Raw genomic sequence first — 13783 nt, 5'->3', positions numbered from 1 at the left:
CTTTTTTTATGCCAGTGCTTTTTTTTCTTTAATCTTGATGGTAATTTAATTTCTTAATAATTAATTGTAGTTTAAAATAAAGACCATTTTACTACGTTGAATAGGACCTGGCATTTCATTTATAGCGATAAAGTTTGCTTTTAAATTAATAATTGGTAACCTTTAGATCTAAACCAGCGTATAAACAGTGTCTTTAATTAATTTAGATTATTTATGAGAAAACGATTTTTGTGGGTTACGTGTGTTTCACTGGCATTATCTTTTGTTATTATCAGCTGGACAAGCAAAGTTCTTAAACCAGCACCTGTCAGTCAAGCCTCTTCAGTTACAACAGGATCAACAACACAGTTTTTTGAGAGTTACATTACCAATATTTACCAAACTGCAAGGCTGGCCAATTTTGGTATGGATAACGCTGTTTTTGAAAGAGCCATGACAGGTTTTTTTAACCTGAAAAGCGCTAATAAATTACCTTCCGACTGTTCGATCGTAACGGTAGTCGACCTCGCAAAATCGAGTTGCAGCAAGCGCATGTGGATAGTCGACCTGAAAAAGATGCAGCTTGTGCTGAATACCTGGGTATCGCACGGGGAGGGCAGCGGCGGCGATATAGCTACCAATTTTTCGAACAGCGTCGATTCGTACCAAAGCAGCCTGGGTTTTTACGTAACCAATAATGTTTATCAGGGCAAACACGGCGTTTCCTTACGGCTTGACGGCATGGACGAAGGTTTTAACGATATGGCCGCAAAACGCGATATAGTTGTACACGCAGCCTCGTATGTAAGCCAGAGTTCAATTAACCAGCTTGGCCGTTTAGGACGCAGCCAGGGTTGCCCGGCCGTTTCGGCGAAAGTGATTAACCGTGTTATCAATACCATTAAAGGCAAAACTCTGCTGTTTATCAATGGTAACGATGAGAGCTATACTTCCAAATATCTTGACCGCGACATGGCGGCCAACTTTGCCTTTAACCAAACCAATGGCGGGGGGCAGGTTACCGCTGCAGTATTGTAATTTATACCGTAGTAAATTTTTGCAGGTGTGCATATAACACAATGTCCTGCGCGTAAATATCTTTTCGATATTGTATGGTTCCGGTTTCATCAACCCAACAGGTAATGTAGGTGATGTAGACCGGAACTTTTTTTGGCAGATAAAGCCGTGTCGGCTCTGGATTGTCTTTGCCATAGTTATCTAAAATGGTTTGATAGCGTTCGCCATCGCCAAAAAGCGCGTGGGCAAATTCCAATGGCTTTTCCAATCTCACACAGCCGTGACTCACGGCACGCATCGCTTGTTTAAAAGGCGCCTGCGTGGGTGTATCGTGCAGGTAAACGTTGGTTTTATTGTTGAACAGGAATTTAATTTTGCCTAAAGCGTTGTCTGCGCCGGGTTGTTGTTTAAATTCGTAAGAGTCGTCGTCTTTTTTTACCTGGCTCCAGTCGATAGTTTCAGTATCTTCAATTTTTTGTCCGTTTTTGTATACATCGATGTTTTTATTGGAGAGGTAGTAACGATCTTTCGCCGCTTCAACCATGATCTCCTTACTGGCAATACTTTGCGGTATATTCCATACAGGGTTAACTTCGGCCACATAGATCAGGCTGTTCAATTGCGGCGTTTCGTGTGTAAAGGGCCTGTCCACTTTGTCGCTGTCGTCATATTCAACCAGGGTATTGGCGTGATCCTGGTTGCGCCCTTCGCCTACACAAACTTTCATACATAAAGCGCATTTGCCGTTCTCCATCAGGTTAAGTGTAAAATCGGGAATGTTGACCACTACATAGCGGTTTTCGGTTGGCTTATTCTTCCAGCGTAGGCGTTCGAGATTGACCACCAGGATGCGCTGGGTTTCCTCTTTGCTCATACCAGGCGCTAAAGTTCCGCTTGCCAGGGCTTTTTGCAGAGCCAGGTATTGTGGGTTACGAGGCTGGATACTGTCGAGGTAACTTTTGAGATTTTCTACCGAAAAAATGCGGCTTGTTGAAGCGCTGTCGGGACGCAATGTTTTGGTATAATAGTTAGCATAAATGCGTTTGGGGTCTATCAGGCCAAATTGTAGTGCGTTAGCGTAAGTGATAAGCGAATTGGCAACCAATAACTCCAGTTTTGCCATATCGCGGTAAGCCTGATTAAGCGATTTTATCGCCTTTTTATCGTTTAGCCGGCTCAGCAAAGCTTTGATCGTATCGGTATGGAACATAGCCGGTACGAGGCCGTGCTCTGCTGTACGATCCAGGTAACTGGTGAGATTTTGGATATCGCCATTAGCTGTATGATCCATCAAAAAAATGGGATCGTACTCATTTTGCCTGTACCAGGCTTCGATTACTTTATAATTATTTAGCGAAGTTTTTTGCTGCTGCAAAGCCTGTTGCAGAACAGGTGCGAACCCCTGCGGGGTAACATCTTTAAAAACTTTATTGTGCGATCTCTCAAAAAGAACCTCGCCCATATCGGAACGCGATTTCTTATGGCAACTGGTTAAGGCGAACAGGATAATTAAAAGAGCGGAAAATAATACTGGCCAAAAAGTATACCGGGCATTATTAGAGATAATCATAGGGTGTGTTCAGTTATATTTACACACCAGTGCAATTGCTATGCCACTAAAACTGTGTAAGCTGCCAGCGCAGCCGGTCGATCTGGTCGCCGATGAGCTGTACATTCTCTGCAGTAAGATCCTCGCGCGAATATTCCTCAAGCATCCAGCCACTGCCGTCCCTGCGGATATAACCGATAAATTTATGATCGAGCGATATGCGGTAATAATCTTTCTGTATCTGTTTTACTTTTACCAGTTTATTGCCGCTAAAAGGTATAATATGTTCGTCCATGAAAGATTATTCAATGATGAGGTTGTATTTAATTAATAAGCCGGATAATGCATGCGAGCTGAATTTCGCTTTTGCCATGGTGTTATTTTCCGGATCGATGTTAAAATTGCTTGCCGATGACAGGTCAGCGCCTTTTAATATCGTGCGGTCGAAAATAGTGCGGTTCAGATCACAGTTTCTGAAGATGGCGTTAGTGAGGTCTGCTTCGCTAAAATCGGATTCAATCAGCGAGCAATCTTCAAACACAGTGCTTTTCAGGCGCTTTTTCTGGAAGATGGTATAATCAAGGATACACTTGGTAAAGCTTACCGCGAACGAAAAGTTATTGCTGGTGCTGAAATTAACGCCTGTAAACTTACAATCGCGAAACTCTACCTCCTGGAAACCGGTGTTGATGAGTTTGGCCAGCGACAGGTTACAGGTATCCATGCTGCAATTGATAAAGGTGATCTGCGACAGGTCGGCGTACGAAAAATCGCAGTTGCTGAAGGTGCAGCCCTCAAATATTCTGTCGCGCCCTTCGATATCGGCGCCCTTAATATTTTTGTAAATCTGGTTCTCGGTAAGTTGCTGTTCCATGAATTTGTCAGGGTAAATATCCGGCAATTTTTTCAGAATAAGTTAATGACTTACCAACAGGGCATTCTTCTTTATATTGTTTAACATCATCATTCGACAGGATTGTACAGGATGCGAGTTACTCAATTTGTGAATAGTTTTAGGCTACCAATTACAATCTATGAGCCATTTTTTAACCAGAGCATTAGCCATTGCGCTTTTGGCGCTTACCATACATGCATCGGCACAAACTACACCGCCTGCCAATAACCAGCAGCGGCAGCCAAGGCCGGATACCATTATCAGTAATAACGGCCTAAAGGGTAACCTAAATGCTCACGATCCCTGCATGATCAAGGCCGGGGATACTTATTACGTGTTGACTACAGGCATGAGCATCAAATCATCAAAAGATATGGTGAACTGGACGAATGCCGGGCCAGTTTTTGATAAAGGCATGTCCTTTTCGTGGTGGAACAATGATATCCCCGGCAAGGTCGGCCTTTGGGCGCCCGATATCCATTATGCCGACGGGCAGTATCACCTGTATTATTCGGTTTCGGCATGGATGAATTTTAAATCGGGCATAGGTTATGCTACCAATGTTACTTTAGATAAGAAGGCCCCGAAGTATAAATGGATAGACCACGGTCTGGTTGTGAACTATAAAAACGGCGGCGACAGCGTGAATTGCATCGACCCGAATGCTTTTACCGATGCAGATGGAAAGAAATACCTGATCTACGGCTCGTACAAAGGCGGTTTGCGTTTAATAGAGCTTAACCCCAAAACCGGCAAACCCGATAGCGATAAACCCGAATTGTACACCATTACCACCAAACTGGGCGAAGGCAGCTACATCATCAAAGGGCCGGAGTATTACTATATTTTCGCTTCGCGCGGAAAATGCTGTTCGGGGATACAAAGCACCTACCAGATTGTAATAGGAAGATCGAAAAGTGTGAAGGGGCCCTACCTGAACAAGGAAGGCAAAAGCTGGATAGATAACAATTATTCGGTTTTCCTTGCCGGCGACTACGATGAACCGGGGCGTGGCCACAACGGCTTTTTTGCACAGGGCGATACGACTTATATTGTGTACCATGCCTACACCCGGTCATTTGGCGGGCAATCTTTGCTGAATATCAAGCCATTGCATATCGATAAGGATGGCTGGCCGAGTTTGAACCCTAATGATAAATTGTTTGAGATGCCCGAATTTGAGAAGAGGGTATTTGCGGGGAAATGATAGTTTGCTGCATTTGCCATTCGTTAACTTTTACTTATCTTGACTGGCGAAAGCCGATATGAAAAAGTGCCTCTTACTACTTGTTTTCGCTGTTTTTGGGTTGCGCCTGTTTGCCCAGGAAAGCCATCCCAGCCAACAGTACCAACCTATAGGGCAAGGCAGCGTTAAGGTTAAAAACTACTACCTGCTATCGCTCATCAAACACGATCCGGCTGTAATGCGCCTGCTCGAAAACGATGCCGTACTTGCTGATATGGCTGCTAAACGTAATGCGGCGATCAGTGCCAGTTTAACGGATTGTAAGGATTATACCTGTTTTACCGCAAACCTCAAATTTACCGATGATCAGATCAAAACGGTTGGCGAACGCCTGGCGGCTTTGTATACGCCGCTCAACGCATTGGGTAAGCTGGTTAAAACGCAGCTCATTCCATCGGGCACGCATGTGCTGAACCAAAAACTTGAGCCTAAACAATTGCTTGTAAAAGCCTGGGAGATAGAAGCTTCCGGCGTTAATAGGGTCATCAGCGTTTACGCCGAAGGTAAAAAGCCTAATTATCCAACGATAGATTCGATCAGTTTTAACGTGCACGCTAAGGGCTATACTACGCAAATGGCCAATGCTGTAGCTACTTTATACGTTGAAGTAAAAAGCAGCAAACTGTTCTTCCAGGCGCCTCTTACCGCTGCTTTAATATTTTTAGATATTAACGAACGTACGGACGCCGCCAACGACGAACCGATGGCCGAGACGGTAAATAAAGCTGCAGTTGAAAAAGCCAGAACGGTGGATTGGAATAAGTACAGATACTCAGTAATCCTGGTGCCCGGAGCCGGGCCCGGCGAAAGCGGCATGGCCCTGAGCGCCGAGGGGATGTTGCGTTGCCGTCTTGGCGCAAACCGTTATTTTGAGGGCCTGGCCCCGTTTGTTATGACGTCGGGCGGGAAGGTGCATCCTTTCAAAACCAAATTTTGCGAGGCCGACGAAATGAAAAAATATTTGGTCGAAAGCCTGCATGTGCCCGCGAGCGCTGTCATTGTTGAACCACAGGCGCGGCATACTACTACCAATATGCGTAACGGGGTAAGGTTAATGTATCATTACGGGTTCCCGTTTGGTAAACCGGCCATTACCTGTACCGACAAATCGCAAAGCGAATACATTGAGAAAACAATGGCCGACCGCTGTATGAAAGAATTGGGTTATATGCCTTACAAGTTAGGCAAGCGCTTATCCGACACGGAACAGGAGTTTTACCCGCTCATCGAATCGCTGCAGATCAATCCGTTGGAGCCGCTTGACCCTTAACATTACCCTGTAAAGCCGCTACGCGGCTTTGCACATACTCAATATAAGCTTTTTGGATAGCAGGCGGCTTGCTTTCGAGGTACTTTTTATAGTATTTAAGTGCGTTGCGCTTATCTTTTAATTTGCTGTCGTACAGGTTGGCCAGCGCGTACAACACCATATCTTTTTCTTTGAAAAATAAGCTTTTCTGATAATTGGCGATGGTGCTTTTTAGCTGGTGCAGTTCGTCGTAACTGTCGGCCATTTCGCTGTAATAGAGGTTAGTATTAGGCGATATGCTTTCGCGTAAGGTAAGCTCAAAATAGTCGATAGCCTTATGATACTGTTTGAGCGCTTTATAGCTTTCTGCCGTGAAATAGTATTCGCGTTCGGTTTTAAAGATATCCTGCATCAGGGCAAACGTTTCGATACAGCATTCGTAATTTTTGATCATATAATAAGAAGCACCCAGTTTTTTTAGTACTTGTGCAGATTGATCGCCAAGGTCCATCATCTTATTGCAGGTTTTGATCGTTTCGTTGTATTCTTCGGCGTTGTAGGTTACGTTCACCAGGCATCGCAATAAAAACAGGCTGGCAGAGTCGGCTTTCAGGGCCCGGTTCAACACCGTTTCGGCCTGTTTGGTATGCTTCAGGCCCGATAATACAAAACTCAGTTCGGCCGCTACGTCAGGATCTTCCGGGTTAAGTTTGTTGGCTGTCTGAAGGTTTTTTAAGGCTTTTAAAGTATCGTTCCTCTCTCGGTATAGCAAACCAACCTGTTTAAAGGCCCTGAAGTTCGTACGGTCAAGTGTCGTGATGCGTTCGTAAAAGTAAAGAGCTTTAGTCTTATTCTCCCTTTGGGAATTGATGCCGGCCAGACTGAAAAGGGTAGATACGTTGGTGGAGTCGATCTGGTACAGGCGTTGATAATACGCCTCTGCATCGGCTAATTTACCCGCCATCTGAAAAGTGTAGCCCAGGCGGGATAGTGCCCGGGTATCAGTTATTGGTTCGGTATATATGTTTTTCAGGTAAGCGGCTGCCTCGGCATAACGCTGGCTTTGGTACATATCGAGCAGCAAAGCATCATCGGCTTTGGTTTGGGCTAATGTTGCTGTAGTTGTTAAAAACAGCAGAATAACTGTAAGATAGGCGATCAACGTTTTCATCGCTCAAATTTAAACTAAAAATATAGTTTAAAAAAGAAGGTAGTTGATGTTTTGTAACATAATTGAAATATTGGCCCGGTGTTTGTTTTGTTTCAGTTAAATAATTAACAAATAACTAAATGATTATATTATGAAGAAGATAAGTTTAATAATTGCGACAGTAATACTGGCATTTACCGTAAGCAGTTCGCTGGCACAAAAAAGTGATACCAATCACGTCGAAGTTAAAAAGAAAGTTAAGGCCGGCGTGCACGGGCATACCAAAACCAAAATTAAAGTAAGCGGTAAGGGCACAGCGGGCGCTGTTGGCGCAGCCGCAAACGGGAGCACCCCGGTTATTGCACCGGCGCCACAACCCACAACGGTTGTGGTAACACCGCCACCGGCAGAAAAGGAAATTGTAACAGTACCAGCCCCGACACCTCCGGCACCGCAGCCAAAAACAACGGTTACCACTACCACAACAACAAACCCTTCATCAACGGTTCATGCAGTGCAGACAACCAAAACCAGTACAACCCGGACCACCGTTCATAAAACAGCCCCGGCAACGCACCGTGTGGTTAAGCATATTGTTAAAAAAACGCCCGCAACCACGACAACCACAACCACTACGGTTAAAAACCAGTAGAAAATTATATCAGATATAAGCCTGCGGAAAAGCATCTTCTGCGGGCTTTTTTGTTTTACCTGAAACAAAAACAATCTGCAGGTACTTATAGATAGAGTAAATATTAACCTTAAAACTGATTGTCATGGATAAGATTAAGAAGTTTGAACTGATGGAAAAGATTGCACATGAGTTGGTCGATCTGCGTAACAGCCAGCAGGCCATCATACAAAAACTGACCAAAATAGAGGTCGATAATATCGATCTGGGTGATAAAAAACTGGAAAAAGACCTGCCCGATATGCACCAGCGGGTATCGGATAACCTGGATACCATAGCCGAAATACTGGAATATTTTGAAGGAAAAACGAGCGAGTATGAAGCATCGAACAACATCCAGCAACTTAAAGAGCAGGAAGCTATGAAACACTGATGTTAACAGGCATCCCCGGAAGGGGGCAGTTTTTAAGTCCTATTTGTAAATTTAACCCATATATTTTGTCGTCTTTTTATAGCTTTGGGCATTTAAAATATACAATTGACAAAGCCTATACTCGTTATCAAATTTGGGTCGGCATCCATTACGCATAAAAACGGCGAACTGGATGAGGTGGTAATGGTGGATATTGCCCGCCAGGTGGCAGCCATACATGGCGGTTATCACATCGTACTGGTATCCTCGGGAGCAGTGGCTGCAGGTAAAAAGTTTGTAAAAAACTATGCGGGCACCATTACCGAGCGTAAAGCCGCCGCAGCCGTGGGCAACCCGATATTATTGAACAAATATGCACAGTTTTTCGCTCCGTATGGCATTGCCATTGCACAAAGCCTTTGCGAACGGCAGCATTTCAGCAACCGCGATCAGTTTTTGCAACTGAAGAAAACCTATGAAGATCTTTGGGCAAACGACATTATTCCTATCGCCAACGAGAACGACGTAGTAAGTAACCTTGAGCTTAAGTTTTCGGATAACGACGAGCTTGCCACGCTGATTGCCGTTGGCTTCGGTGCATCTATTCTGTTATTCAGTACTTCGGTTCCTGGTGTTTTAGATGCTGATGGACAGGTGGTTAAAGAGATGCCCGTGATCGATAAAAACGAGCTTGCACTGGCTAATAAGGAAAAATCGGCACTGGGTTTGGGCGGCATGGTATCGAAATTAACCTTTGCCCGCCTGGCAACGCGCATGGGTATTAAGGTAGTGATTTTTGGTATACGCACCACCGACGGCATTTTACAAGCTATTGAAGGAAAGACAGGTACATTGTGCCATCCGCAGAAATGCTCTATCCCGGCAAGGAAAAAATGGCTGGGCAGTGGCAGTTTGGTAACGGGCAGCCTGCAGGCCGATAGCGGAGCCTGCAAAGCCATACAAAACGGGCATAGTCTGCTGGCTGTAGGCGTTAAAGCGATTGTTACTAAATTTGAATCGGGCGAGGTGTTTGAGATATTAGATGAGAACCAACTGAGCATAGCCGTTGCACGGGCCAAAGTTTCGTCGGACGAAATATGGATTGACGTTAAAACCCAGAAACTCATCATCGCCCACGCCGACGATATTGTATTATTATAATGGAAAGCATCCAAACGTTATTAATTGACGCCAGCAAGGCCACACGGTCCATCAATTCGGCTACAGACGAGCAGAAGCAGGGCGTACTGCGCAAACTCGCGAATGAGATCATTGCGCATACACAGCTGATCATAGATGAAAATAAAAAGGATCTTGACAGGATGCCGGATACCGACCCCAAAAAGGACAGGTTACTGCTGAATGAAGCCCGTATTAAAGACTTGGCCGACAGCCTGAATGATATTGCCGGCTTACCCGATCCTACGGGAAAACTGATGCTGGAAAGCACGACTAAAAATGGTTTACAGATACGGAAAAAGACAGTACCGCTGGGCGTGGTCGGTGTGATCTACGAGTCGCGGCCGAATGTCACCATCGATGTGGCAGCTTTGTGTATCCGCAGCGGTAATGTATGCGTTTTGCGCGGCGGCAGCGATGCTCTGTACACCAATATTGTGCTGGTAAGCATTATACACAGCGTTTTGCACGATTCGGGTTTAAACCCGGCCATAGTACAGCTGTTGCCAACCGATCGTAAATACATTAACGAGATGCTGTCGGCAGTAAAACATATCGATATCATTATCCCGCGCGGATCGCAGCAACTGATCGACTTTGTTCGTGCGAACTCTAAGGTGCCAACCATTGAAACAGGTGCAGGCGTATGCCATACATACGTGGAGCAAACGGCCGACCTGGAGAAGGCCGCAGCCATTGTTGTGAACGCCAAGGTATCGCGCCCATCGGTATGTAATGCACTGGATACCATAGTAGTTGACAGGGGTGTTGTAAAGCAATTATTAATGCTGGCCGCGCCCGGCTTACTGGCTTACAACGTTGAAATATTTGCCGATAACGAAAGCTACCCGGTTTTAAAAGAGCTCAATTATCCTTATCTGCAGCAAGCCACAGCAGAAGACTTTGGCCGCGAATTTTTGGATTTTAAATGCTCTGTTAAAGTGGTTGGGGGATACGAAGATGCGGTAGAACATATCACCCGGTATTCATCAAAACACTCGGAAGCCATTATTACACGAAATAAGGAGCTGGGCCAACGCTTTATGAATGAGATAGATGCGGCGGCCGTTTATATCAATGCTTCGACACGCTTTACCGATGGCGGCATGTTTGGGCTTGGCGCCGAAATTGGTATCTCGACTCAAAAACTGCATGCCCGCGGGCCTTTTGCTTTGGAGAAACTCGTCACCGAAAAATGGTACGTGCATGGCGACGGGCAGGTGAGGTAGATAGATGAGCAAGTAGAGCAGAAGCGTTTTTATTCAAATAATTATTACTTTTGCTACCATGAAACGTATAGTCGTCATAGTGCTTACTGCTGTTTACCTGTTCTCATCGCTTGGTGTGGCAGCTAAAAGCATGTATTGCTCAGGCGTACTTACGTCTACAACTATTGCCTACAGCGACCATAGCAAGGAAAAATGCAAAATGGGCGTCGAAATGCGCAAATGCTGCAAAACTAAAAGGCGGTATCTCAAAGTAAAAGATCAGCATTACGGTTCGGCTACTTTAGCGTTTCTGGCAAAGCTATTCCCGGTGTTCAGCCATTTCTCATCGACGGATACCGTACTTGATGAGCCTTGCCTGTACCGTTTGCATGCGTATAACAGTAAAGCGCCTCCGTCGGCGTTTAGTACGCCAACCTACATTTTGCACTGCACCTATCGCATTTGATCTTCTTCGATCGAAGGTAAAGTCTTTTTACCTGTCCTGAAATATCCTGAAACAAGTTCAGAATAACTTTTCTTTTTTATCTGTCTATTTATTTCTTAGAACTATTTACCATGAAGAAGATCATCATATTTATCGCTGTTATAGCGATCAACCTGTCCGCGAAAGCTCAAATGCACATGCCGGGCATGCAGATGGATACTGCTAAAAAGAAACCGGCTCAAAACGCAGGTACTACCCCAAAGAAGATGGACATGGATATGAGTGGGATGTATATGGGCGATATGAGCCACGCTTACTCGCTTAACCTGCCCATGAACCGCGACGGATCGGGTACCTCATGGCTGCCTGATCAATCGCCCATTTACGCTTATATGCTCACTGCAGGGAAATGGAACCTGATGTTTCATGGCGCGGTGTTTTTAAGATATACTACACAAAATTTTAATAACGATGGAAAAAGGGGGCAAGCCAGTAAATTTGATGCTCCGAATTGGGCTATGGCCATGGCGCAGCATAAAGTTGGTGAGAACGGTTTGTTCAGTGCCAGTTTAATGATGTCGGCAGATGCATTGACCGAAGGCGGTTATGGTTATCCGTTGCTGTTTCAATCCGGCGAAAGCTGGAAAAATATTCCGCTGGTTGACAGGCAGCACCCACACGATCTGCTCGCCGAACTGGCCGTAGCTTATACCCATGCATTTAATAAGGACGCCGATCTGACGGCATATGCTGGCTACCCAGGCGAACCGGCTTTGGGCCCCGTGGCCTTTATGCACCGGCCATCGGCGATGAACGACCCGGATGCGACGCTTGCGCACCACTGGCAGGATGCAACCCATATTACCTTTGGCGTAGCTACCCTGGGTTTCAGGTATAAAATGGCTAAGATAGAAGCGTCGTTGTTTAACGGTCGCGAGCCTGATGAGAATCGTTATAATTTTGATAAACCGGTGTTCAATAGTTATTCGTACCGCTTATCGGTTAACCCGAACGAGCACCTGGCCCTTCAGTTTTCGCAAGGTTACATCAAAGGGCCCGAGGCTTTAAACCCGTTGGAAAACATCCTGCGCACTACGGCATCTATTAGCAAACAGTACAATTTTACTGATGATAAATTTCTTAGCAGCGCGTTGATATGGGGGTATAACCATGTTGAAGAACCTGATGGGCATACAGCCAACGAGCATTCGGTTACTGCCGAAGGGAACATCCAGCTGAACAAAACCGCGGTATATGTGAGATACGAGTTTGTGCAGAAAACAAGTGATGAGCTAAACCTTTTGCCGCCCGACGTAAATGGTGCAATATTTAATGTAAACGCAATAACCCTGGGTATTAATCACAGGGTTTTGCAGGCAGCAGGCACCAATTTTACACTCGGTGTGCAAGGCACGCTGAATGTCATCCCGCAAGGGTTAAGCACACTTTACGGCAGCTCCCCCCTTGGTGCTGAGGTTTACCTGAAGATCAGCCCGGCGTTGATGAAGACAATGAAGATGTAAAATTAACCCGTTCAGAATGATACTGTTGGTACCGAAAACAATAATTGGACATTAATTTTACAATTTTTAACAACTAATTCCTTCGGCAAGCGTTAAAAAATGAGCAAATTTGTAAAGCTTGTAGCAAAGCGGTACTAACCAAATTATTGAGATACATTTTTTATTTATATGAATAACACTTCAAAATCGGCTGCATTATTATTGGCAGGGTTGGCTGCAGGAGTAACCCTGGGTGTTTTATTTGCCCCTAAAAAAGGAAAAGAGAACCGGGAAAAACTGGCAAAATCGTTGATTGGCCTGCGTGATGCAGCGGCCGACCAGGTAGATAACCTGTTAACTATTGCAGATAACATGATCATTACGATGAAAACTCGTAATGATATGTATGCTCATCAGCACGACGATATTGAAAACGCGATCATTTAAAAAAGACTTATAAAACAAAAAGCCTCCCGGATACCGGGAGGCTTTTTGTTTTAATTAAATATCATCCTGTGTTTCTATACTCACGATGGTAATCGTATCCTGATCTGCAGTTGTCTCGCGGTCATCGGTACTGTAAGTTTCCATATAGTCTTTAAAGCTTAATACATCCTGCCTTACCAGTTTTTCGAAAACGGGGTTCAGTAATTTGGCAATACCAGTGCCCACGCCGCCGGCAGGAGGCAGGTAACTGATCACAACTTTAACAATAGTGCCTTGCTCGCCCGGGGTATCTTCAAATATCACTTTGCCCGAATTGTTGATAGTAGAACCCGGTATCGATTGCCAACTGATAGAGCTGCCTGATATATCTTCAGTAATCTCAGCATCCCAGCTAATATTGGCGATGTTGCCCGGTATTTTAGCTTCCCAATGCGAATATCTTGCATTAACAACCTGGATATTATCCAGATGACTCATAAACAAGGGCAGGTTTTCCAGCCGGCGCCAAAAATTGTATACATCCTGCCGGTGCCTGTTAACTGTAAACGTATAATTAATATTAATGCTTACCGGCTCGGTGGTGGTTTTACCTAAACGTGTATACAACTCGCAATGGCCGGTTACGCCGCGCTGTACCAGGTACCCGCCTGCAAATATGCGCAATGCGCTTCGTAACGGGTGCCTGAACATGCGCGATAGCCCGCCAAATGCCATCCGGGTACCTAAGGCAACCGAGGCCACGCGCTCGGGCCATTCGAGGTTGATAACCGGTGTTGAGGTACCGCCTGTATATTGATCCTGATTTAGTGCTGTATCTGGCATAACATTTATCTTTTATGTATAAATGTTAACCAATTACCGGTCAAGTAGTTTT

At 45.1% G+C, this 13783-nt stretch carries 15 protein-coding genes; 10 read left to right on the top strand and 5 right to left on the bottom strand.

Translation table 11 applies throughout. The annotated features are described in order from the left end of the window. The first annotated feature begins 213 nt into the window (after positions 1–213). Positions 214–1017 (top strand): murein L,D-transpeptidase catalytic domain family protein, encoded by an 804-nt coding sequence (locus BEL04_RS04305; protein WP_066000587.1) that lies wholly within the window; start codon positions 214–216, stop codon positions 1015–1017. 1 nt (position 1018) lies between these two features. Here the strand turns inward: BEL04_RS04305 and BEL04_RS04300 are convergent, their stop codons facing one another. The 3 genes from BEL04_RS04300 to BEL04_RS04290 form a co-directional block, all read right to left on the bottom strand. Then, positions 1019–2458, bottom strand: a complete 1440-nt coding sequence (locus BEL04_RS04300; protein WP_254659525.1) for a L,D-transpeptidase family protein — start codon at positions 2456–2458, stop codon at positions 1019–1021. Between the two features lie 154 nt (positions 2459–2612). Further along, entirely contained in the window at positions 2613–2840 is a 228-nt protein-coding gene (locus BEL04_RS04295; RefSeq protein ID WP_066000583.1) for a hypothetical protein, read from the bottom strand. A 6-nt stretch (positions 2841–2846) separates the two neighbouring features. After that, entirely contained in the window at positions 2847–3419 is a 573-nt protein-coding gene (locus tag BEL04_RS04290; protein ID WP_066000581.1) for a pentapeptide repeat-containing protein, read from the bottom strand. A 160-nt stretch (positions 3420–3579) separates the two neighbouring features. Here BEL04_RS04290 and BEL04_RS04285 point away from each other — a divergent pair, with 160 nt between their 5' ends. Next, positions 3580–4647 (top strand): arabinan endo-1,5-alpha-L-arabinosidase, encoded by a 1068-nt coding sequence (locus tag BEL04_RS04285; protein ID WP_083227753.1) that lies wholly within the window; start codon positions 3580–3582, stop codon positions 4645–4647. 58 nt (positions 4648–4705) lie between these two features. Beyond that, positions 4706–5956, top strand: coding sequence for a YdcF family protein (locus BEL04_RS04280; protein WP_066000579.1), 1251 nt, complete (start codon positions 4706–4708; stop codon positions 5954–5956). Here the strand turns inward: BEL04_RS04280 and BEL04_RS04275 are convergent. After that, positions 5928–7106: a lipopolysaccharide assembly protein LapB gene (locus BEL04_RS04275; protein ID WP_066000578.1), complete on the bottom strand. Its 1179-nt coding sequence runs from the start codon at positions 7104–7106 to the stop codon at positions 5928–5930. The genes BEL04_RS04280 and BEL04_RS04275 overlap by 29 nt on opposite strands. Before the next feature lie 130 nt (positions 7107–7236). Between BEL04_RS04275 and BEL04_RS04270 the strand changes: the two genes are divergently transcribed. From BEL04_RS04270 to BEL04_RS04240, 7 genes are all read left to right on the top strand, one after another. Then, a complete protein-coding gene (locus BEL04_RS04270; RefSeq protein ID WP_066000576.1) occupies positions 7237–7737 on the top strand; it encodes a hypothetical protein in 501 nt (166 codons plus the stop codon). Positions 7738–7861: 124 nt separating this feature from the next. After that, entirely contained in the window at positions 7862–8149 is a 288-nt protein-coding gene (locus tag BEL04_RS04265) for a hypothetical protein (protein ID WP_066000574.1), read from the top strand. Between the two features lie 105 nt (positions 8150–8254). Next, positions 8255–9289, top strand: coding sequence for a glutamate 5-kinase (gene proB / locus BEL04_RS04260; protein ID WP_066000573.1), 1035 nt, complete (start codon positions 8255–8257; stop codon positions 9287–9289). After that, on the top strand, positions 9289–10536 hold the full coding sequence (locus BEL04_RS04255) for a glutamate-5-semialdehyde dehydrogenase (RefSeq protein ID WP_066000572.1): 1248 nt from the start codon (positions 9289–9291) through the stop codon (positions 10534–10536). The genes proB and BEL04_RS04255 overlap by 1 nt, the downstream gene beginning before the upstream one ends. A 58-nt stretch (positions 10537–10594) precedes the next feature. Beyond that, positions 10595–10981, top strand: a complete 387-nt coding sequence (locus BEL04_RS04250) for a hypothetical protein (RefSeq protein ID WP_066000570.1) — start codon at positions 10595–10597, stop codon at positions 10979–10981. Between the two features lie 110 nt (positions 10982–11091). Beyond that, a complete protein-coding gene (locus BEL04_RS04245; RefSeq protein ID WP_066000568.1) occupies positions 11092–12483 on the top strand; it encodes a hypothetical protein in 1392 nt (463 codons plus the stop codon). 168 nt (positions 12484–12651) lie between these two features. After that, complete coding sequence (locus BEL04_RS04240) at positions 12652–12909, top strand: YtxH domain-containing protein (RefSeq protein ID WP_066000566.1); 258 nt, start codon at positions 12652–12654, stop codon at positions 12907–12909. A 54-nt stretch (positions 12910–12963) separates the two neighbouring features. On the opposite strand, the gene BEL04_RS04235 is transcribed toward BEL04_RS04240, so the two are convergent. Beyond that, positions 12964–13731: an SRPBCC family protein gene (locus tag BEL04_RS04235; RefSeq protein ID WP_066000564.1), complete on the bottom strand. Its 768-nt coding sequence runs from the start codon at positions 13729–13731 to the stop codon at positions 12964–12966. Positions 13732–13783: the final 52 nt, after the last annotated feature.

Source organism: Mucilaginibacter sp. PPCGB 2223 (assembly GCF_001705515.1).
In the GTDB taxonomy this organism is placed as follows: Bacteria; Bacteroidota; Bacteroidia; order Sphingobacteriales; family Sphingobacteriaceae; genus Mucilaginibacter.
This window is presented reverse-complemented; position numbering and strand designations above follow the sequence as displayed.

What these genes read in the sequence shown, in the direction of transcription:
- BEL04_RS04305 (WP_066000587.1), top strand. Translation starts at nt 214, where the DNA reads ATGAGAAAACGATTTTTGTGGGTTACGTGTGTTTCACTGGCATTATCT.
- BEL04_RS04300 (WP_254659525.1), bottom strand. Translation starts at nt 2,458, where the DNA reads ATGGGCGAGGTTCTTTTTGAGAGATCGCACAATAAAGTTTTTAAAGAT.
- BEL04_RS04295 (WP_066000583.1), bottom strand. Translation starts at nt 2,840, where the DNA reads ATGGACGAACATATTATACCTTTTAGCGGCAATAAACTGGTAAAAGTA.
- BEL04_RS04290 (WP_066000581.1), bottom strand. Translation starts at nt 3,419, where the DNA reads ATGGAACAGCAACTTACCGAGAACCAGATTTACAAAAATATTAAGGGC.
- BEL04_RS04285 (WP_083227753.1), top strand. Translation starts at nt 3,580, where the DNA reads ATGAGCCATTTTTTAACCAGAGCATTAGCCATTGCGCTTTTGGCGCTT.
- BEL04_RS04280 (WP_066000579.1), top strand. Translation starts at nt 4,706, where the DNA reads ATGAAAAAGTGCCTCTTACTACTTGTTTTCGCTGTTTTTGGGTTGCGC.
- BEL04_RS04275 (WP_066000578.1), bottom strand. Translation starts at nt 7,106, where the DNA reads ATGAAAACGTTGATCGCCTATCTTACAGTTATTCTGCTGTTTTTAACA.
- BEL04_RS04270 (WP_066000576.1), top strand. Translation starts at nt 7,237, where the DNA reads ATGAAGAAGATAAGTTTAATAATTGCGACAGTAATACTGGCATTTACC.
- BEL04_RS04265 (WP_066000574.1), top strand. Translation starts at nt 7,862, where the DNA reads ATGGATAAGATTAAGAAGTTTGAACTGATGGAAAAGATTGCACATGAG.
- BEL04_RS04255 (WP_066000572.1), top strand. Translation starts at nt 9,289, where the DNA reads ATGGAAAGCATCCAAACGTTATTAATTGACGCCAGCAAGGCCACACGG.
- BEL04_RS04250 (WP_066000570.1), top strand. Translation starts at nt 10,595, where the DNA reads ATGAAACGTATAGTCGTCATAGTGCTTACTGCTGTTTACCTGTTCTCA.
- BEL04_RS04245 (WP_066000568.1), top strand. Translation starts at nt 11,092, where the DNA reads ATGAAGAAGATCATCATATTTATCGCTGTTATAGCGATCAACCTGTCC.
- BEL04_RS04240 (WP_066000566.1), top strand. Translation starts at nt 12,652, where the DNA reads ATGAATAACACTTCAAAATCGGCTGCATTATTATTGGCAGGGTTGGCT.
- BEL04_RS04235 (WP_066000564.1), bottom strand. Translation starts at nt 13,731, where the DNA reads ATGCCAGATACAGCACTAAATCAGGATCAATATACAGGCGGTACCTCA.